Annotated in this window: 1 protein-coding gene; it reads left to right on the forward strand. The window is 54.1% G+C overall.

Going from position 1 to position 357, the window contains the following annotated elements; genetic code table 11:
* Nucleotides 1-121: 121 nt before the first annotated feature.
* A partial coding sequence (locus EN857_RS33630) for a hypothetical protein (RefSeq protein WP_135897700.1) occupies nucleotides 122-357 on the forward strand: 236 nt, incomplete at its 3' end.

Here is a 357-nt window from a genome sequence, read left to right on the forward strand (position 1 = left end):
GACTTTTGGTACGCGGTTTCTCGTCCGACTGCTCGATATTCAACTGGTTCAACGCGGCGTTAGCACTAGGGGAAATCCCATCGGCGGAACGCTGGACGCTACAGCGTTGAACGATAGCACAGTGGCCGAGTTCTCGGTAGAGAAGGTTTATTTTGCCGGTCACAAACCCAAGGACGACCTGGCCCACGTCGTTCAGCGGCACCCCTCGGCGACTGAGATTTATTTGGTTTCGTCTCAGGTTGCCCCAACTGGCGCCATCGACGCCTTTGTCGAAGAGCACAGGGATGAAACGCGGAATATACATATTCTTGATGCGAGGCGAATCGCCGAGAAAATTGTCGATGAGCTGATGGTGAG

This window comes from Mesorhizobium sp. M4B.F.Ca.ET.214.01.1.1, from assembly GCF_004791545.1.
Lineage (GTDB): Bacteria > Pseudomonadota > Alphaproteobacteria > Rhizobiales > Rhizobiaceae > Mesorhizobium > Mesorhizobium abyssinicae.